Source organism: Paraburkholderia agricolaris, assembly GCF_009455635.1.
Taxonomy (GTDB): domain Bacteria; phylum Pseudomonadota; class Gammaproteobacteria; order Burkholderiales; family Burkholderiaceae; genus Paraburkholderia; species Paraburkholderia agricolaris.
Genome location: NZ_QPER01000001.1, coordinates 1898480 through 1916888 on the forward strand (window position 1 = coordinate 1898480; position 18409 = coordinate 1916888).

The following is an 18409-nucleotide window of genomic DNA, read 5'->3' on the forward strand; positions in this document are numbered from 1 at the left end:
TCATGAACGAACAACGAACTCTGCTGACGGGTGGCTGGATCCTGAGTATGGACCCGGCAATCGGCGACCTGCGTAAAGGTGACATTCTCGTCGAGGGGACCGACATCATTGCCGTCGAGTCCCATATCGACGCCCCTGATGCAGAGCACGTCGACGCGCGCGGCATGATCGTGCTGCCTGGATTTGTCGACACGCATCGGCACACGTGGCAAACCAGCGTGCGCCATCGCTATGCAGATATCGATCCGCAGATTTACTTCGCCGAAATGCTGGGCGCGAAAGGCGCCGCGTTCCGGCCGGAGGATGTCTACATCGGGACGATGCTCGGCGCCGTTTCCGCGCTGGATGGCGGTATCACCACGATGCTCGACTGGTCGCACGTGCAGAACACGCCGGACCATGCGGACGCCGCTGTTCTGGGCTTGCGGGATGCAAACATTCGCGGTGTGTTTGCGCACGGTTGGCCGCTGGTGGACGGCGCGTCGTGGATGTTCGACAGCCAGCGCGGCCACCCCGATGACATTCGTCGTTTGCGCGAACGGTTCTTCTCGTCCGACGATCAACTTCTCACGCTGGCGATGGCGGCGCGCGGCCCTGAAATGGCGCAGCGCGACGTCTGGCTTGCCGATCTGCAACTCGCCCGCGAACTCGACATCCGTTCGTCCATCCATATGGGCGCCTATGCACGCAATGCGTCCGTGCGGGCCATTGCACAGATGCATGACGCCGGCGTACTGAGCGACGACCTGACGTTCGTGCATTGCTGCTTTTGCGGTGCGGACGAGATCGCGATGATGGCCGACGCGGGGGTCAGCGCATCGCTCGGTGTGCACTGCGAACTGAACGCGCAAGGCATCGGCGACATTCCGCTCGATCGACTGCTGGCGGTTGGCATCCGGCCCAGTCTGAGCGGCGACACCGAAACCAAATGCTCAGGCGACATGTTCACGCAGATGCGGCATGCGTTCGCCTATTACCGTTCGTGGATGGGCGGCAATCATTCGAGCGTGGCGAACGCACCGGCCACGCTTTCGATGCGTGACGTGCTCGAATTCGCCACGGTCGCGGGGGCGCGCGCGAACGGTCTCGATCACAAGGTCGGTTCGCTCACGCCGGGCAAACAGGCCGACATCATCATGATTCGCGGCGACGATCTCAATCTCACACCGGTTTCCGACGCGGTGGGTGCTGTTGTGCTGGCTGCCCACCCGGGCAACGTGGACACGGTTTTTGTCGCAGGGCGGCCTGTGAAGCGGCATGGCCACATGCTGGATGTCGACCTCGATGCACTGCGGCAACGCGCGTTTGCCTCCCAGCAATACATTCTCGGCTTGCAATGAGGGACGTCGACATGCCTCTGCCGCTCGATCCTGAACTGGCCGCTGTTGTGTCCGCGATGCGTGCCGCCAATGCGCCGCCACCATTTTCCGGCACGCCTGAGCAGGCCCGCGAGCGAATGCGGCGCGCCATCATGGCGTCGCGCGAACGCTTTCAGTTGCCCGTCGTCGGTGCGCTCGAAGATGCACTCGCGGAGTTTGGCGGCGCCCACGTACCGGTGCGCATCTATCGGCCGCAAGATGCGCGGCCCGGGTTGGCGACGATGGTGTTCTTCCACGGTGGTGGATTCGTGCTCGGCAGCGTCGAACTGATGGACGACGTTGCACGCAAGCTATGTCGGGACATGAACGCGGTGGTCGTATCTGTCGAGTACCGGCTGGCCCCGGAACATCCATTTCCTGCTGCGCACGATGACGCGTTGACGGCCACGTTATGGGCTATCCGTAACGTCGCGGCCCTGGGGGGCGATGCGTCGCGCGTTGCGGTGGCGGGGGAGAGCGCCGGCGGCAACCTGGCTGCTTCTACGGCCCTGACGCTGCGCGACCGGGGAGAACGCCTTGCTGCACAACTGCTCGTGGTCCCCGGTGTCGACCTGGCCCGGGACACCGTGCGGATCGAAGCGAAACGAAACGACTTTCCGATGCTGTCGCCATCGGACTTGCGCGATATCTCCCGGCTTTACATGGGGTCGAACATGGCGCAGGCCGGGACGTTTCCGCCGTCGCCTCTGCACGCCGAGGATTTTATCGGGCTGCCGCCCGCCATGATCGCCGTCGCTGGGCACGATCCACTTTGCGAGGAAGGGCTCGCCTACGCGGAACGTCTTCGCGCTGCCGGCGTTCCCGTGCAGGTGCACCGGTTCGAAGACATGTTCCATCCATTCTTTGCATTCTTCGAAGCTTCGGCAGCGGCGCGCCGTGCCAACGATGAGATTTGCCACGCCTTTGCCGCGTGGCTTCAGCAATACGCGTTGCCTGTCACTCAGTGAGGGCATGCGCCTTTTCATTTCAATGTACTGGAGATCGTTATGCGGTATGTGTCCTTCGTTAAGGATGGGAAATCATTGCTCGGCGTACGCGAGGGCAACGACATTCGTGTGATCGGAGATCAATCACTCGAGTCTCTGCTCACACGAGGTGTCGACCTCGCTACTTATGGGCGCGATCATGCGGGTACGGAAGTGGTGAGCGCAGACGACGTGAGCTTCCTGCCGCCGCTTACCCGTCCGCCGAAGATCGTTTGCATCGGCCTGAACTACGCGGATCACACCAGGGAGAGCAAGTACGAACAGCCGGACTATCCGACGATCTTCTTTCGCGTCCATACGAGTCTGATCGCCCATCAACAGCCGATGATCCGGCCAACCGCATCCGATTCGCTCGATTTCGAAGGGGAGATCGCCGCCGTACTCGGCAAGGGCGGCCGCTATATCAGCAAGGATGATGCGTTGTCCTGTGTAGCGGGCTACTCGCTCTTCAACGACGGCTCGGTGCGCGAATACCAGTTCAAGTCTCCACAATGGACAGTGGGCAAGAACTTCGACGGAACGGGCGCCTTTGGTCCGGACCTGGTGACGGCAGACGAATTGCCGGCTGGTGCGAAGGGGCTGTGGCTCGAGACGCGTTTGAACGGCGAAGTCGTGCAGGCGGCGAGCACGGACGACATGGTGTTCGATATTGCCAGCCTGATCAGTATTCTCAGCGAGGCGATTACGCTTGAACCGGGCGACGTGATCGTGACGGGCACGCCGTCGGGCATCGGGTGGGCGCGCACGCCGAGACTGCTGATGAAACACGGTGACGTCTGCGAAGTGAGCGTCGAGGGCATTGGCACGCTGCGCAACGAGATTGTCGACGAACAGGCGGCCTGAGCGGCCATAGCGGCGGACCGGCGGCGTTAGTGCTGGTGAGTCCGTCGGGAGGAGATTGTCATGACGAAGTCTGCAGCGGCGTGCTCCCGGGCGGGCGTGCATTCGATCGACCACTTCGCGCTAAATGTGCCTTCGCTCGTTGAAGCGGAGCGATTCTTCAATGCCTTCGGTCTTGACGTCACGACCGTGGGGGCAGGTGCGCAAGAACTCGAACTTCGGAGTGCGGACGGGCATCGTTGGGCGCGCATTTTTTCGGCCGACAGGAAGTCGTTAGCCTATTTAAGCTTCAATTGCTATGTGCGGGATTTGCCTGTGCTGCGTAAGCAGGCCGCGGCGGCGGGTGCAATGTTCGTGCCTTCGGCAAACGGTAACGAAGGCACTGGCTTCTGGTTTCATGACCCGGACGGTAACCTGATACAGGTCGCAGTTGGCCCCAAAACGAGTCCGGGCAGCAAGACGATCAGCGTGAACACTGGCGCTAGGGCGGATGTGCGAGGGGCTTGCACGCGTTCCGCCGTACAACCTGTCAAACCGCGCCGGCTTTCTCATGTTCTGCTCTTCACGCCGGACGTGCTGCGAGCGGTCGATTTCTATGAGCAGGCGCTCGGTCTGCGTCTGTCGGATAAATCGCAGGATCTGATTGCTTTCACTCACGCCCCGCACGGTTGCGATCACCATCTGGTGGCGTTCGCCAAAAGCCATGCGCGCGGCTGGCACCATTCGTCGTGGGATGTCGATAACGTCAACGTGGTCGGTGAAGGCGCGGCGCAAATGGCGGCGGCAGGGTTCTCCAAAGGCTGGGGAACGGGGCGGCATGTGCTCGGTTCGAACTACTTCCACTATGTTGAGGATCCGTGGGGGTCGTTCTGCGAATACTCGGCGGACATCGATTTTGTGTCGGCCGGACACGAGTGGCCGGCGGGCGATTTTGCTCCAGAAGATTCGCTGTACTTGTGGGGGCCGGACGTGCCGGCTAATTTCGTGCACAACACTGAAGTCCCGCCCGGAAATCGATTTGTCAGCGCGGCAGGGAGCCACCGGGGCTGCGATGGTGACCGCCCGCCCCGGTGAACATGACATCGCAAGCCGGAACCCGGAGCACGGGCGGTCGCTACGTACTCGAAGCAGCCAGGTTTATTGCGGCAAGGTCCTGGGAGGGCTCGTCGTCTTCGATCTCCGCCAGGATAGGCTGGACCTGTTGACGCAGCCATTCCGAAGCAGGGTCGCCGTCCGAATGTGCTGCCCATACCATCGAGATGGGCGTTACGGTCAGATCGAGAGGGATGGCACTCGTTGCAAGCCCCAGTAGCGAAGCGTAACGGCGAATGATTCGCGACGGCAGGGTTGCCAGCACGGGCGTCTGCATGACCGTGCCGAGCACGGTCAAAAATTCGGGTGCCGCCATGGCTACCTCCAACTCGACGCCGGCCGCGCGCAATGCATCTTCCAGACACCCGCGAATACTGGCGTTCTGGGAGACAAGCGCATGGCGCTGGCTCAGATAGACGTCGCGACTGATCGGCACCGGCAGATCGAGCAGACCAGGATTGAAGCAGCACATCAGGGATTGCTCGAAGAGCAGTTTTCTTCGATGGCGTTCCGCGCCCTCGTCAAAACATCCGATGGCGAGATCGATCGCGCCGTCGTCGAGCATCCGGTGCACGTCATCCGGTTGTGCCGGCCGGGCGAGCAGCCGGATCCTCGGCGCACATCTTTGCACCTGGGCCGTCAAGCCGGGCATCAACAGCACTTCCAGCTCGCTCGAAAAGCCGATCGAAAACGTGCGTTCCTCCGTCTCCGGACGAAACGTATCGCGCGACGTAATCGCATCCTGGGCCTGCTCGAGCATTCTGCCAATTGCAGCCGACAACGCTTCAGCTCGAGGCGTGGGTTTCATCACTTGCCCAACGCGAACGAAGAGCTCGTCATCGAGCAGCATGCGCAGCGTGCCGAGGTTATGGCTCATCGCCGATTGCTGGATCTTCAACCGGCCGGCCGCCCGCGTAACGCTGCGCTCACGCATCAGAGCGTCGAAGGCCACCAGTAGATTCAGGTCAAACGACCATAAATTGAAATGATCGATGGAGGGCATGATTTGAATCGATTTGTTCGTTTGGTGATCGAATCATAGACTACCGGCGTGGATTCAACCAGACGAGAACTTAACGATGATTCACCCGAATAAAACCTACAGGCTGGGCGACGTGACTGTCACCAGGATCGACGAAATGCGCCTGAACGTCGCGACGCCCGCTTTTCTTTACCCGGGCTGGGACCCTGCTGAACTTGATCCCAATCTGCACTGGCTGACACCACGCAACATGGATGAGGCAACCGGAAACCTGATCCAGAGCGTCCACACGTGGCTGGTCCGCACGCGGCACCACACGATCCTGATCGATACCGCCTCGGGTAACGACAAGGAGCGGCCAGGCAATCCGATCTTTCACCATCTGAACACGCCATATCTGCAACGACTCGCTGCCGCCGGTGTGCAACCGGAAGACGTTGACTATGTGCTGCACACGCACCTGCACGTCGACCACTGCGGATGGAATACCCGGCTTGTCGACGGTCGTTGGATACCAACGTTTCCCAACGCGCAGCATGTGTTCGCAAGGGCGGAGGAGGACTACTACAGCAGCCCGGCGAGTCATAACGAAGTCAACGTGCCAAGCTTTGGCGTCTTCGAAGATAGCGTCGCGCCGATCGTCGCTGCCGGGCAAGCCGAGCGCATCGACAACGAAGGCGGTGAATATCTCGACAACTTCACGTTCCGTCCGACCAAAGGCCACAGCATCGGCCACATGTCGATTGAGCTGCGCTCCAGCGGGCAGCAGGCTCTCTTTACCGGGGACGTTATGCATCATCCACTGCAGGTAGTGCGTCCTGACTGGAACTCGGTCTTTTGCGAATGGCAGGACGATGCGCGAGTCTCGCGTCGCTGGGTGCTCGAGCAAGGCGCTGAGCGCAATCTGCTTTTGTTCACCCCGCACTTTGCAGAGACGTCAGCGGGCTACGTTACGCGTCAGGGCGATCGCTTCGCCTGGCGCTACGAGTAATGGTCAGGAGCTTCACATCATGAGTCAGAATATCGTGGTAAATGGAACGGAGCTCGTCTTCGAGGAGTCGCGCGTACAGACCGGTACGCCCGGCATCGACCTTTACGTGCGCAACAAGCGTCCAGCATCGCTGAGCACGTTCACGCCCGAACGCACTATCGTAATGGTTCACGGCGCGACCTTTTCATCGGGAAGTCTTTACGACGTTCCGTTCAACGGGATGTCGTACGTCGACTACCTCGCGGCGGCGGGATACGACGTCTATGCGCTGGATGTGCGCGGCTACGGGCATTCGGCTCGTCCGCCTGAAATGGAACAGCCCTCAGACCAGAGTCCGCCGCTGGTCAACACAGACACGGGTGTGGCCGACCTCGGTGCCGTGGTGAAGCACGTTCTCCAACAACGGGGACTGAAGAAAGTCTGCATCTTCGGCATGTCCTGGGGTGGCACCGTCGCGGGTGCCTACACGAGTCGCAACAACGACAAGGTCCACAAGCTGGTTCTGCTAGCGCCGCAGTGGCTTAGTGATAAACCGATCCCGATTGATGCGGGCGGACCGCTCGGCGCCTGGCGGCTGGTTCCCGTGCGCGAGAGTAAGGCGCGCTGGCTTTCCACCGCACCGGAGTATGCCCGCGCCGGCCTGGTGCCGGAAGGCTGGTTCGAGCAATGGGCCGATTTCACGCTTGCCGAGGATCCGTGGAGTCGGGAACGGGCGCCGAATCAGCTTCGCGCAAGCAATGGGCCGATCCAGGATATTCGTGACTACTGGCGCGCAGGACGCAAGTATTACGAGCCCGCCGACATCCGGGTGCCGGTACTGCTCGTCCACGGCGAGTGGGACATCGACGTGCCGATCGACCTGGCACAGGCATTGTTCCTGGAACTGAAGAGCGCACCGTATCGTCAGTGGGTTGAGATCGGTGAAGCCACTCACCTTGTTCTACTCGAAAAGAATCGCTTGCTCGCATTTCAGGCGATCAGGGATTTTTATGATCACGCGTTCCGGGGGGAAACCTGAAAGCGGTCTCTGGTGTGTCAGGGAGGTCACGGACCGGTTTCATAAAATAAGGATACCAAATATTTCCCGAGCGGATTAGCGCGGGCGTGCCCCATTTCGCGGGTCAGCGTCACCCGCTCATCGCCCCCAATACGCCCATGATTTCCTCGGCAAGCAGCAAGCTCGCAAGACCGTGTCCGACTTTTTCGCGTCGAACGAGGGAGAGGACGTTCCTGCTAAAGACGCGGTCGCGAATCTGTCGGTAAGTGAGAATCTCCTGGCGGTGCTCCTCCGCGATGTCGAACTTGCTGAGAAATGCGATGCTTTCACTCGCGGCGGCGAGGCGTTTCATCGTTTCGATCGAGTTCGTTCGAAAAGCCGGCTCGACACTGAGTCCCGCTTCCACAAAAGTATCCGCGACGATGCCGTGCATAAGCATGGATCGGTCGGCGAAAATGAGCGGATAAGAGGTGCAGTAGGCGAGCGGTATGGATTCCATGCGCGCCAATGCATGGCTCGGTGCGATCACCGCACCGAGGCGCGTGTCCATCTCCCAAAGGATCTCGAGCTGAGGCGACGCCGCCAGGTTGAAGCCCAGGCCCACATCGGCTTCACCGCTGACAAGCGCGTCCAGGATTTCGCGCCCCGACATCGCCCTGATCGAGATCTTGATATGAGGGTGGTGCGCGCAGAAACTTGCTGCTGCCGTGGAGGCGATTCCGCTGGCCAGTCCGGTCACGGTGGCAATGATCACCTCGCCCTTCTGCAGCGTCTTGAGGTCGCGTATCTCGGCTTCGACCTGGCGGTATTCCAGAATGGTTCTGCGCACATGGGCGAGCAGGATTTCTCCTGCCGGCGTGGGTCGCAGCCCGCGCGGCAGGCGTTCGAACAGCGGTTCGCCGATTTCCTCTTCAAGAAGCAACAGATGCTTGTTGATGGCAGAAGGGGCAATGTGGAGCTTTTCGCCGGCACCGCGAATCGAACCGGAACGCGCAACCTCGTCGAGGTAGCGCAGCAATCTTGAATGGAGCATGGTCGGCTGCCTCTCTGGTCGGTCGCCTGTCTCTCTCGGGTCGGCATAGCGTACTCGAAAAGTGCACACTCCGTGCAAAAAACACTTCTTTTTAGAAACACTCACTTCAGTCTTAATTGCATCAGTCGCGTTGGTTGGCGATTGGATGAGAAAGAGGTCGATCAGCAGGCTGTCGATCAGTCCCTCCATAAATATGTCCGCATCTACGCTGGTCAATTTGTTCGTTGCGGCGCAGCAAGAAGCAGACTCAACTAATTAATGAAAGTGAGACAACCATGTATCAAGAAGTCAGCGAGAGAAACGTCGCAGCACCGGGGCAACATGGCAACGCCAGTGCCCACTACGATCAGGTGAGAGCGATTTTCGAAGTACTCAACGGAAGGAAGGAGGCTGATCTTCTTCTAAAGAATCTGAATATCCTCGACGTCCACAGCGAAACTGTCTATCAAGGTTCCATCCTCGTTTACGACAAGCGCATCGTCGCGTTGAATCCGGACGAAACGGCTATCAAGGTGCGTGAGGTTTTTGACGGCGAAGGTCTTTATGCCATTCCAGGGCTGATCGACGCTCACGTCCACTTCGATGCGCAATTGGCCCATCCGGCTGCGTTTGCCGAGGCCATCGTCCCGTGCGGTACGACCACTATTTTCTCGGAGTGCCTCGATTTTGTGAGTGCGGCGGGCGCGGAAGCGGTGGAGGCAACCGGGCAATTGTTCAAGAACCACGAACGTCTACCCTATCGGGTATACGCGTTTGCACCTGGAAAGAAAACTTCCGTGGCGGTCACCGACGCGCTGCTGAAGATGGATCCGGTGATTGGCCTGGGCGAACTCGCGCACCTGACCTACAGCGTGGGCAATGACGACGACTTCCGCAAATCGGCCTTGGGGCGCGCCAAGGGCGGTTTCATGAACACTCACTGGGGCGTGACCACGCTGTCGGACATGATGCTGAACTACATGCCCGCGATCGGCGCCTTCGCCAACCACGATGTCTGGAAGGAAGACGACATCGAGAAAAGCGTCCGCTACGGCCTTCAGACGCAAATCAAATTTGGCGTCGGCAGCAGCGAGGTGATTAAAATCATGCTGCGTGCGATTGTCAAACGTAAGTGGCCTGCCGAGAATTTTCAACTGTGCGCGGACAATATCTCGGTCGACCGCCTGTTGACCAAGGGGCATATGGACTGGATCGTTTCGCTATGCGCCGAAATGGGCATCGCACCGATCAAGGCGATCAAGATGGCGACGCTCTATACCGCGCGTGCATTCAGGATGGACAACAAATTCGGTTCGCTGACGCCAGGCCGGTTCGCGGATATCGTGCTGACCGACAGCCTGTCGAAGATCAATCCGCGTTTTGTCTTCAAGGACGGCGAACTGGTCGCCAAGGATCGCAAGCTGTTGAAGCACGCCGACATCGACTACTCCGGCATGGTGAAAAAGCCGGTTCCAGGCCTCGGCGATCTGACGCCGGAACAACTGGACCTTGTGCCACTGGAAATCTCGGCGGACGGCAAGCAGGCAAAGGTGTACCTGTTCGACGTCTACGGCCGGGGCCACGAAAAGTTCTATCAGGAAGTGTGGGTGCCGTTGCGGGACGGCAAAGTCGTCACGGAAGTAGGGGGCGTCAAGCTCAACCGGATTTCGATCGTGCAGCGCTATACCGACGGCAAGCGCCATGTGGTCAACGGTCTGTTCAAGGGCGTTTATGTCGATCGCGGTGCCGTGGCAACGTTTTGGCCTGCGCCCAAAGCCTACTTCGTTGCGGTCGGACAGGATAGCGCAGAAATGTGCCACTGCCTCCAGCGGGTCGACACCTATGCGGGCGGTTGTGTCGTCACCGACAACAAGGAAGTCAAGGCGGTGCTGCCCCTCGACATCTATGGCGTCCAGGCCAACATGAACCTTTCCGAGTTGCTCAGCGCGACCCGTGCCGTCGACGCCGCGTTGGAGGCGATGGGCAATCGCAATGAAGGCGAGCCTGTAGTGAACAAGCTTTTGACCTTGTTCATCTCTCTTGACCGGTTCGGTTTCATGGTTTGACGCTAACGCCATAGGAGGAGAAGGCCGGTGGGTGCGCTAGATTCCCGCCGGCTACGTTGGCCCGATATGGAACCCGGCACGTTCACTCCGGCAATCACGGAAAACGCCTCACCATAGCGCGGTGTCCCATCATCAAGAAAAGCGAACAGCACCGCACAGAAGCAGGAATACAACCAAGGGGCAGTAATGGCGCACCATGCAAGGGAAGCTGAAGTCATCGATACCGGGAGCCTTAAACGGCGCTGGATCACCTACATCATTGGTATTTACATACTGACCATGGGTATCAGTCTGGCCATCAGGGCGGGCATAGGTATTTCGCCGCAAAGCAGTCTGACCCGAACGATGACCCTCGTGTACCCGCGTCTCAGCCAGGGCACGTACAACTTCATGCTTGAGTTGTTCATGCTGTTTCTGACTTATCTGGCCGCGCGGAAAGACTTCAAACTGAAGAATTTCGCCTCGCTGATTCCGGCGTTTGTGCTGGCCACGTGCCTGGATCTGAACCTGATGCTGACCAGGTCGATCGGTTTTCAGGACTATCTTCCGAAGTTCTTCCTGTTGGTTTTCGCAGATGCATTGCTGGCTTTCGGCCTGTTCCTGATGATCCGGGCGAATCTCGTACTCATGCCGATCGACATGTTCGTCAATACGCTTTTCAAGCGCACGGGTTTGAGATGGGGGGACATCAAGACGAGCTTCGACTGCACGCTTCTGATCATTAGTGCAGTGATCGGTTTTGCCCTGCTGGGGGGCCCCAGGTTTATCCGCGAAGGCACGTTCATGAATGCCATTCTGGTGGGGCAGTACATCAAACTCTATTTCTTCCTGTTCCAGAAAATCAAAACTACGATCGCGTCGTATCACCGAAGATCGTTGGAGCAACAGTCCTACTCGCGTCAGCGCTTTTGAATCAAGGAGATTGCCAGCGCGTGAATCGATGGCAATCGTCCAGATTTGCGTGTCGCGGCAAAGTCGACGCTACGCACTTGCCAACGCGGGATTTATCAAGTGCGGCGCTCGAGGTAATCGATTGTCTGTGATCGCGTGATCGCCAGCCGGCCGCATCCGCCGCGCTTCCGCATTTGATTTGCAGCCTGACCACAGGGCCCGATCCCGGCCTCAAGTACAAGTTGCGCCCCGCAATTACCACTGGCTTCGAGACGTCAATCACGACGTCGGCATCCACTCGTCATTTAAAAGAACGAAAGAGGTAATACCATGTTTATAGCAAGTGCCCCCACTGCTTTGCTGAACAGAATCTATCGTGCTACTGCGATAATCGCCTTTATGCTGATAGGCGCTCACGCATACGCGCAATCGAGCGTGCAGCTGTATGGCATCGTCGATACATGGGTTGGGGTTCAGAAGTATCCCGGCAAAGCTGCTAGCTGGCAGGAAGGCGGCGGTGGTCTGTCTACTTCGTTCTGGGGCTTCGGTGGTCAGGAGGACCTGGGTGGCGGCTACAAGACGATCTTTGCTATCGAGGGATTCTTCCGTCCACAGAATGGCGCGTATGGTTCCTTCAACGGAGATCCGTTTTTCTCGCGTAACGCGTACGTCGGTCTCACTACACCCTTAGGCACCGTAACGCTGGGACGCCAGAGCAGTCTGCTGTATTTGCAGGCATGTCAGTTCAATCCGTATTACGCCTCTTTCACGTTCTCGCCGACCATCGTGCAGATGTATGCCGGCCTGGGTACTTATCCGGCGTACAAGACCGATCAGGGGATTGTCGGCGGGACCGCATGGAGCAATGCGGTGCAGTACGCCACTCCCGATCTGCACGGATTCGTCGGCCACGCAATCTACGCGTTCGGCGACAGCAGTTCGGGGAACGGTAGCAAACAGTATTCGCTGCAGGCCTCTTATCGAAATGGTCCCTTTGCCGCCGGTGCCGTCTACCAGTACGCGAACTTTAACTCGACGGCCGGTGACCTGAATTCCTTGATTAAGGGCTTTCACAGTCAGACAGCGACCCAGCTCGCGGCTTCGTACGAGTTTTCGATTGCGAAGCTGTACGGCGAGTACACCTATACCGACAACAACGTCATCAACAAGGATTTCCACGTCAACATGTTCGAGGGCGGCGCGACAATCACCGTCGGAGTGGGCAAGATCCTGGCGTCGTATGCGTATTCGCGCGATTCCGGCGGACTGAACCAGACCCGTCAGACCGCATCGCTGGGATACGACTATCCGCTCTCCAAACGTACCGACCTCTACGCCGTATATATGTACGACCATTTTGCCGGTTTGTCGTCTGGCGAGACGGCTGGAGTGGGGATGCGCGCGCGATTCTAGGCATGCAGCACCGCCGTCAAGGTCGGCCGGCCCTCCGAGCGATTGCGTTGTGAACTGTTTAACGCGACAACACCTGAGACTTCACGTGAGCCCCCGGCCCGCTGACCGTGCGCCCAGCGTCAACCACCGATAGACGAATCGCATCGATCAACGCTCGTGCGGCGGGAGACGGGTTGCCCGTCGAACGCGTGATCAGTCCGATGTCACGCCGGGTGTTGTGCAATTTGACATCGAGAACCGCTAATTGCCCTGACTGAATCTCCAGATGCAACTGGTGGGCCGATACCGCAGCGATCATGTCCGTGTCGAGCAGCAAGCCGCGGATCACGGCAAGGTCAGCTGTCTCGACAGTCGGCATGGGCGGTTTCACTTTTATCCGCTTGAACTGCGCCTCGAAAAACGCACGCGCCGGTGCATTGCTGCGAGGCAGTACCCACTGCGCTTCTCGCAAATCGGTGATGGTCAACTCGGGCACGCGGGCGAGCGGATGATCGGGGCGCACCAGCAGCGCCATATCCGACGACATCAGGCGTTCGTTTTTCAAGCCGCTCAAGGCGTCATTGTCCCGCAGCGCGCCGAGGATAAAGTCGATATCTCCCGCACGTAGATCCGCGACCAGCGCTTCATAGGCGCTTTCGTTGGTGACGGTACACACGCCTGGATTCTCTTTGGTGATGCGCGCGATCGCTCTGGGCAAGATCAAGGTGCGTCCGAGTGGCAACGCGCCAACTGTCACCGTGCCCTGAATCTTGCCATGCGTTGCCGCGATATCGTCGGGTATATGCCTTAATTCGTTCAGCGCACGGCGCACGCGCAGCAGAAACGTTTCGCCTTCAGTCGTGAGCAGGATGCCACGTGGGCTGCGATGAAATAACGTCAAACCGGCGCCGCTTTCCAGCACGCGAATTGCCGTGCTCACCGCCGGCTGACTGATGCCGAAGGTCCTGGCCGCGCTCGGCATGTGCCGATGGCGGGCGAGAGCGGCAAACAGCTGAAGCCGCCGTGTATTGAGCAGATAGGCGGGCAACGCGCCTTCCGTGGCAGGCCGGCGGCGCGCCTGCCTCGCCGAGCACCACTGCGCGAGCTCTTCCAGTTCGGCAAAGATCCGCTCGCACCGCTTCAGAACGGCGCGGCCCACCGGGGTCGGCAGCATGCCCGAGGGACTGCGGTCGAATAACGGTTCGCCAAGCGCCGATTCCAGTTCCTGCACGGAACGAGTGACGGCGGACTGGGCGCGAAACAGCGCGGCGGCTGCACGCGTTGCGCTGCCCGTATCGGCTACGAGTCGGAACGCGCGCAGTTGCGACAGGTTGAGAAGTTCGTTGTTGCTCATGAATGACGGTCCTGCTGACAGACCTTGATGAGTGAGGCGAGCGTCAATCCCGGCCATTGCGCCGTACGGCTGTAGGGACCGGATTGCGAACTGGTTAATGAGGTATCTATTCCATTTATGGGCCAGGACGACTACGGATGGGCGACCTGGATATCCTCTGGCCGCCTGGATTTCGGGGAATGCCTGATACACCGGGGGTTTCAGACCTTCGAAGCAGATGAAAACCGGCAAGAAGCCACGCTGCGGACGGTATCACCGCTATCGAACGTGGTTTACCCTCGCCTTCCTGATATCCCCGTTAATCCCTATATTTGTATCGTAAAGCAGGCCCTATGGAAAGCATCACGGGCCGCAGGTTATTCGTAAGCATTTTTCCGGACTCGCCAGACGTGCGGTCTCGTCTGGCGGCTGAACGAGTTTATTTGAGGAGTAGTGGCATGGCATGGATCGTCGGCGGCATTGCTGCCTCGCACACACCCACGATTGGTTTCGCGTTCGACAAGAACAAGCGCGATGATCCAGTGTGGGCGCCGATCTTTGAAAATTTCGCGCCGTTGGCGGACTGGCTTGCCGAAAAGAGCCCTGACGTGCTGGTGCTCATCTACAACGATCATGTCACCTCGTTCTTCTTCGACCATTACTCGGCCTTTGCTCTGGGCGTGGGGCCCGAGTGGCAGGTGGCGGACGAGGGCGGCGGCGCACGGGACCTGCCGCCAATCAAAGGACATTCGGGGCTGGCCGCCCACATTGGCAACTCGCTGATGACAGACGAGTTCGACATGTCTTTCTTCCAGAACAAGGCGCTCGATCACGGTTGCTTCTCACCCCTGTCGATGCTTTGCCCACATACGCCGGAGTGGCCGGTGAAACTTGTGCCGCTGCAGATGGGCGTGCTGCAACTGCCGGTTCCGAGCGCACGGCGCTTTTACAAACTTGGGCAAGCACTGAGACGTGCAATCGAGAGCTATCCGGAGGATCTCAAAGTGGCGATCGTCGCAACGGGCGGCCTGTCGCACCAGGTGCACGGGGAACGCGCGGGCTTCAATAACACGGAATGGGATCAGCGTTTTCTCGATCTCTTTGAGCGCGATCCAGAGCAACTGGCTGAGATGACGATTGCCGAGTACGCCGAGCTGGGTGGATTCGAAGGGGCGGAAGTGGTGATGTGGCTGACGATGCGAGGTGCGTTGCCGTCCAACGTCGTATGCAGGCATCGTAGCTACTACCTGCCGTCAATGGCAGGTATCGCCACTGCGATCTATGAAGGGGAAGAGAGCGAAACGAAACCTTCCGTCGTGGAGCGGCACCGGCAGCGGATGGCCGTTCAACTCGCCGGCGTCGAGAAGATCGAGGGCACCTATCCGTTCTCAATCGAAGTTGCCGTTCGCGCATATCGGATCAACGACTACCTTCACCGAATGGTGGAGCCGGCGCATCGCGAAGCTTTCCTGGCCGATCCGGAAGCCAGCTTTGCGGCCGCGGACCTGTCTGACGAAGAGCGAGACCTGATCCGCCGTCGCGATTGGCGCGGCCTGCTTCACTATGGCGTGATCTTCTTCATGCTCGAGAAGCTGGGCGCGGTGACGGGCGTGTCGAACCTTCACATCTACGCCGCGATGCGCGGGGAGACGCTGGAGGCGTTCCAGCAGACCCGTAATGCGCCCGGCGCGCTCTACTCAGTGGCGGGAAAGACTGCTGGAAAGCTCGACTGGGACAATGCAGAGAAAGGGAAGGGTTGAGAAACCGGTTGACGGCGCGTTACCGCCGCGCCGCTGCATTCGCTGGAAACGTCAGCTCCGTTTGATCAAGTAGACGTACGTTTCGAGGGCAGTACCTCAGATATTGGAAAGTTAGCCATTATCGAATTTAGTAAAACTAATTAAACTGTAAGGAGACGCTGTGAAGAACACAAGAAAAATCTCACTGGCATTGCTGGGCGCTACGTTTGCCGCGACAGGTGCGCATGCCCAGAGCAGCATGACGCTGTTCGGTTTGATCGATACGGGTATTACGTACGTCAGCAATCAAGGGGGCAAGCACAACGTCAAGATGGATGATGGCGTGAACGGGCCCAATCTGTGGGGTTTCAAGGGCGCTGAAGATCTGGGTGGAGGCACCAAGGCCATCTTTGAACTGGTAGACCAGTTTCAGGTGGACAACGGCCAGTTCATGCCGAACTCGAGTCTGTTCAGCCGGACCTCGTTCGTTGGATTGACCAACGACCGGTTCGGGAAGCTGACGCTCGGCAACCAGTACGACTTCATGACGGATTCGCTCTATTTCGCCGGCGACGATCCGGCCGAGCTGTCCGGCCACTTCTATGATTTCCGTGCGGGGCCGTTCCAGAAACTGGCGCTGCCGCAGAATCCCACGGGCGCGTTTGACTGGGACCGTATGGCTGGAGAACGTATTGCGAATTCCGTGAAATACACGTCGCCTGTTTTCGGTGGTTTTAGTGCAGGCGCGATGTATGGCTTTGGCGGAGTAGCGGGGTCTATCGGCGCAGGCAATTCACAGAGCTTCGCGCTGAATTACGCTGCGGGGTCATTCGGCGCCAACGCAGCGTTCACCAACATCAAGTACTACACAGCCGGCGCACCCGACGTCAGCGTACGCAACTGGGGCGTGGGTGCGCACTATCACTTCGGCTCGTGGATCGCGAATGCGCTTTTCACGACGGTGCACAACTCCGCGAACGGTGCGGCAGTGTACGAAGGCTCGGTCGGCGCGCATTACTTCATCACACCCGCACTTAGCGCGGGGGCGTCGTACATGTACATGAAAGGCAACGCGACTGTGGACAACAACCACGCTCACCAGATCGGGGCCAACGTTGACTACGCACTGTCCAAGCGGACGAGCGTCTATGTCCTCGGTCTTTATCAGCGTGCCAATTCTGACGCTCAGGCGCAGATCAACGGCTTGAACAGTTCGGATGGCGCCTCGAGCGATGCCACCCAGGCGATTGCACGCGTGGGCATTCACACCCGCTTCTAATCGGTGCGCGATTGCAGAACCGTTCACGATGGGTGCCTCGTGCCAGACATGCAGGAAGGAGACAGGAGTACAGCAATGACTAGTGGAAAAACAATTGATATCAAAGCCTTTATCGACGCGCGATCCATCTCGCCGTACCAGTGGCTGCTGGTGGCGCTGTGTTTTCTCGTGGTGACTGCCGATGGCATGGACGTCGCCATCATGGGTTTTGTGGCGCCTTCGATTATTCACGACTGGGGGATTTCGCGCCCCGCCTTCGGTCTGGTGATGAGCGCGGCGCCGCTCGGTCTCGTGATCGGCGCGCTAGGGGCCGGACCTGCATCGGACCGTGTCGGCCGTAAGTGGGTGCTGATTACTTCCGTGTTCCTGTTCGGTGTGTTTACGATTGCGACGGCCTTTACGCAGTCACCGGTGGAAATGGCCGTTCTGCGCTTGCTGACAGGCATTGGCCTCGGCGCTGCGATGCCTAACTCGACAACGCTGCTGTCGGAGTACGCGCCACAGCGTAAGCGTTCGCTGCTGATCACGATCATGTTCACCGGCTTCAATCTGGGTTCGGCACTGATCGGTTTTGTTGCCGGCTGGCTGATTCCCGAACATGGCTGGCGCTCGGTGTTGATTTTCGGCGGCGCGCTGCCGTTGGTGCTGATCCCGTTGCAGGTGTGGCTGTTGCCGGAATCGGCCCGTCTGCTCGCGGTGCGCGGCGCATCGCCCCAGCGTATCGGCGCGGTGTTGGGCCGGGTGTGCGGCGCGCGTTTTTCCGGCGAAGAGGTTTTCGTTTCCAACGAACCGCCGTTGCCTACACGCAAACCAATCAGTGTGCTCTTTTCGCACGGCTACGGCTTCATGACGGTGGCGCTTTGGGTGACCTATTTCATGGGCCTGCTTGTCATCTATCTGTTGACGGGCTGGTTGCCGACGCTCATGAAGGATGCCGGACTGACGGTCACTGCTGCCGCTAACGTGACGGCGATGTTTCAGATCGGCGGAACGATCGGCGCCATTCTGGTCGGCTGGATGATGGACAAAGTGCGGCCGGCGCCGGTCATCAGTGCGGCCTATCTGGGCGGCGGCCTGTGCGTGCTTGCGCTGGCGTGGATCGGGGCCTTGTCGTCGTCGCTGGCGCTGCTGGTGTTCGCCGCGGGCTTCTGCATGAGCGGCGCGCAGACGGGATTGAACGCGTTTGCACCAGGCCGTTATCCGACCGTTGCACGCGCAACCGGTGTCAGCTGGATGCTCGGCATGGGCCGCTTCGGTAGCATTTTCGGCTCCGCAATCGGCGGCGCGTTGCTCGGTTTCGGCCTGCAGTTCGGGGTGATTCTCGCGATGTTGGCCGTGCCTGCGACGCTGGCTGCAGTCGCCATTCTAATGGCCCAACGGGCGAGGGCCGGCGAGCCCGCGCCGCAACCCAATACGGCGCACTGACGTAG

The 18409-nt window shown here is 59.4% G+C and carries 15 protein-coding genes; 12 read left to right on the top strand and 3 right to left on the bottom strand.

The window, feature by feature from the left end; all coding sequences use genetic code 11:
* Positions 1–2 precede the first annotated feature (2 nt).
* From GH665_RS08590 to GH665_RS08605, 4 genes are read left to right on the top strand one after another with little or no spacing between them, the layout of a single operon-like run.
* Positions 3–1340 carry an amidohydrolase family protein gene (locus tag GH665_RS08590; protein WP_153135499.1) on the top strand — a complete coding sequence of 446 codons (1338 nt, stop codon included), beginning with the start codon at positions 3–5 and terminating at the stop codon, positions 1338–1340.
* A gap of 11 nt (positions 1341–1351) precedes the next feature.
* The gene (locus GH665_RS08595; RefSeq protein ID WP_246216169.1) at positions 1352–2326 is read left to right on the top strand and encodes an alpha/beta hydrolase; all 975 of its coding nucleotides are present in this window, start codon (positions 1352–1354) and stop codon (positions 2324–2326) included.
* A 39-nt stretch (positions 2327–2365) separates the two neighbouring features.
* Positions 2366–3208: a fumarylacetoacetate hydrolase family protein gene (locus tag GH665_RS08600; protein ID WP_153135501.1), complete on the top strand. Its 843-nt coding sequence runs from the start codon at positions 2366–2368 to the stop codon at positions 3206–3208.
* 60 nt (positions 3209–3268) lie between these two features.
* The gene (locus GH665_RS08605) at positions 3269–4279 is read left to right on the top strand and encodes a VOC family protein (RefSeq protein ID WP_153135502.1); all 1011 of its coding nucleotides are present in this window, start codon (positions 3269–3271) and stop codon (positions 4277–4279) included.
* Between the two features lie 40 nt (positions 4280–4319).
* Here the strand turns inward: GH665_RS08605 and GH665_RS08610 are convergent, their stop codons facing one another.
* Positions 4320–5300 (bottom strand): LysR family transcriptional regulator, encoded by a 981-nt coding sequence (locus GH665_RS08610; protein WP_153135503.1) that lies wholly within the window; start codon positions 5298–5300, stop codon positions 4320–4322.
* Between the two features lie 76 nt (positions 5301–5376).
* On the opposite strand from GH665_RS08610, the gene GH665_RS08615 reads away from it, so the two are divergent.
* Both GH665_RS08615 and GH665_RS08620 read left to right on the top strand, forming a co-directional pair.
* Positions 5377–6270 carry an MBL fold metallo-hydrolase gene (locus GH665_RS08615; RefSeq protein WP_153135504.1) on the top strand — a complete coding sequence of 298 codons (894 nt, stop codon included), beginning with the start codon at positions 5377–5379 and terminating at the stop codon, positions 6268–6270.
* A 19-nt stretch (positions 6271–6289) separates the two neighbouring features.
* Positions 6290–7288 carry an alpha/beta hydrolase gene (locus tag GH665_RS08620; RefSeq protein WP_153135505.1) on the top strand — a complete coding sequence of 333 codons (999 nt, stop codon included), beginning with the start codon at positions 6290–6292 and terminating at the stop codon, positions 7286–7288.
* Between the two features lie 109 nt (positions 7289–7397).
* Here the strand turns inward: GH665_RS08620 and GH665_RS08625 are convergent, their stop codons facing one another.
* Positions 7398–8489, bottom strand: a complete 1092-nt coding sequence (locus tag GH665_RS08625) for a LysR family transcriptional regulator (protein WP_246216170.1) — start codon at positions 8487–8489, stop codon at positions 7398–7400.
* Between the two features lie 35 nt (positions 8490–8524).
* On the opposite strand from GH665_RS08625, the gene GH665_RS08630 reads away from it, so the two are divergent.
* The 3 genes from GH665_RS08630 (at position 8525) to GH665_RS08640 (ending at position 12649) form a co-directional block, all read left to right on the top strand.
* A complete protein-coding gene (locus tag GH665_RS08630; protein ID WP_246216171.1) occupies positions 8525–10345 on the top strand; it encodes an adenine deaminase C-terminal domain-containing protein in 1821 nt (606 codons plus the stop codon).
* Positions 10346–10531: 186 nt separating this feature from the next.
* On the top strand, positions 10532–11257 hold the full coding sequence (locus GH665_RS08635) for a YczE/YyaS/YitT family protein (protein WP_153135506.1): 726 nt from the start codon (positions 10532–10534) through the stop codon (positions 11255–11257).
* A gap of 309 nt (positions 11258–11566) precedes the next feature.
* Positions 11567–12649, top strand: a complete 1083-nt coding sequence (locus GH665_RS08640; protein ID WP_153135507.1) for a porin — start codon at positions 11567–11569, stop codon at positions 12647–12649.
* 58 nt (positions 12650–12707) lie between these two features.
* Here the strand turns inward: GH665_RS08640 and GH665_RS08645 are convergent, their stop codons facing one another.
* Positions 12708–13982 (bottom strand): LysR family transcriptional regulator, encoded by a 1275-nt coding sequence (locus tag GH665_RS08645; protein ID WP_153135508.1) that lies wholly within the window; start codon positions 13980–13982, stop codon positions 12708–12710.
* 437 nt (positions 13983–14419) lie between these two features.
* Here GH665_RS08645 and GH665_RS08650 point away from each other — a divergent pair, with 437 nt between their 5' ends.
* The 3 genes from GH665_RS08650 to GH665_RS08660 all read left to right on the top strand — a co-directional run bounded on the left by GH665_RS08650 (position 14420) and on the right by GH665_RS08660 (position 18404).
* A complete protein-coding gene (locus tag GH665_RS08650) occupies positions 14420–15721 on the top strand; it encodes a gallate dioxygenase (protein WP_153135509.1) in 1302 nt (433 codons plus the stop codon).
* A 160-nt stretch (positions 15722–15881) separates the two neighbouring features.
* Positions 15882–16979: a porin gene (locus GH665_RS08655; RefSeq protein WP_153135510.1), complete on the top strand. Its 1098-nt coding sequence runs from the start codon at positions 15882–15884 to the stop codon at positions 16977–16979.
* A 75-nt stretch (positions 16980–17054) separates the two neighbouring features.
* Complete coding sequence (locus GH665_RS08660) at positions 17055–18404, top strand: MFS transporter (RefSeq protein WP_153135511.1); 1350 nt, start codon at positions 17055–17057, stop codon at positions 18402–18404.
* Positions 18405–18409: the final 5 nt, after the last annotated feature.

What these genes read in the sequence shown, in the direction of transcription:
- GH665_RS08590 (WP_153135499.1), top strand. Translation starts at nt 3, where the DNA reads ATGAACGAACAACGAACTCTGCTGACGGGTGGCTGGATCCTGAGTATG.
- GH665_RS08595 (WP_246216169.1), top strand. Translation starts at nt 1,352, where the DNA reads ATGCCTCTGCCGCTCGATCCTGAACTGGCCGCTGTTGTGTCCGCGATG.
- GH665_RS08600 (WP_153135501.1), top strand. Translation starts at nt 2,366, where the DNA reads ATGCGGTATGTGTCCTTCGTTAAGGATGGGAAATCATTGCTCGGCGTA.
- GH665_RS08605 (WP_153135502.1), top strand. Translation starts at nt 3,269, where the DNA reads ATGACGAAGTCTGCAGCGGCGTGCTCCCGGGCGGGCGTGCATTCGATC.
- GH665_RS08610 (WP_153135503.1), bottom strand. Translation starts at nt 5,300, where the DNA reads ATGCCCTCCATCGATCATTTCAATTTATGGTCGTTTGACCTGAATCTA.
- GH665_RS08615 (WP_153135504.1), top strand. Translation starts at nt 5,377, where the DNA reads ATGATTCACCCGAATAAAACCTACAGGCTGGGCGACGTGACTGTCACC.
- GH665_RS08620 (WP_153135505.1), top strand. Translation starts at nt 6,290, where the DNA reads ATGAGTCAGAATATCGTGGTAAATGGAACGGAGCTCGTCTTCGAGGAG.
- GH665_RS08625 (WP_246216170.1), bottom strand. Translation starts at nt 8,489, where the DNA reads ATGGAGGGACTGATCGACAGCCTGCTGATCGACCTCTTTCTCATCCAA.
- GH665_RS08635 (WP_153135506.1), top strand. Translation starts at nt 10,532, where the DNA reads ATGGCGCACCATGCAAGGGAAGCTGAAGTCATCGATACCGGGAGCCTT.
- GH665_RS08640 (WP_153135507.1), top strand. Translation starts at nt 11,567, where the DNA reads ATGTTTATAGCAAGTGCCCCCACTGCTTTGCTGAACAGAATCTATCGT.
- GH665_RS08645 (WP_153135508.1), bottom strand. Translation starts at nt 13,982, where the DNA reads ATGAGCAACAACGAACTTCTCAACCTGTCGCAACTGCGCGCGTTCCGA.
- GH665_RS08650 (WP_153135509.1), top strand. Translation starts at nt 14,420, where the DNA reads ATGGCATGGATCGTCGGCGGCATTGCTGCCTCGCACACACCCACGATT.
- GH665_RS08660 (WP_153135511.1), top strand. Translation starts at nt 17,055, where the DNA reads ATGACTAGTGGAAAAACAATTGATATCAAAGCCTTTATCGACGCGCGA.